The sequence below is a fragment of the Rufibacter sediminis genome (assembly GCF_014269285.1).
Taxonomy (GTDB): Bacteria; Bacteroidota; Bacteroidia; order Cytophagales; family Hymenobacteraceae; genus Nibribacter; species Nibribacter sediminis.
Window position 1 is genome coordinate 1 of the sequence record NZ_JACOAF010000058.1, and the last position, 377, is coordinate 377.

A 377-nucleotide genomic window follows, 5' to 3' on the forward strand; every position below is an offset into this window, starting at 1 on the left:
ATACGAGAAGACAGCCGGCAGTTTTGCCGGATTCGTTTTCCTAGCAGCAGCCATGATCCTGCTACACTAATTGTCAACACGCCCTAAGATTATTAAGTTAATCAGCTAACTCAAATATGCAAATCAATTCTGAATTGAATGCTTGCCATATTGGTTTTAGATGATTACTTGCCTATTCTAAAATTAAATCTAGCATCAATAGTTAAGTTTAACGGGAAAGTAGGATTACTAGTATTGCAGTTGGTTATGATCACCGTTATGTGATGGGTATCCTTTATTAATTTAAATAAAAGACTGTTCGCAAATAAGATTATGTGTAATCTTATTGCGGCCTCATGGAGTATTATTGTCCGAGTAGTGTCCAAAAGACAACAAAA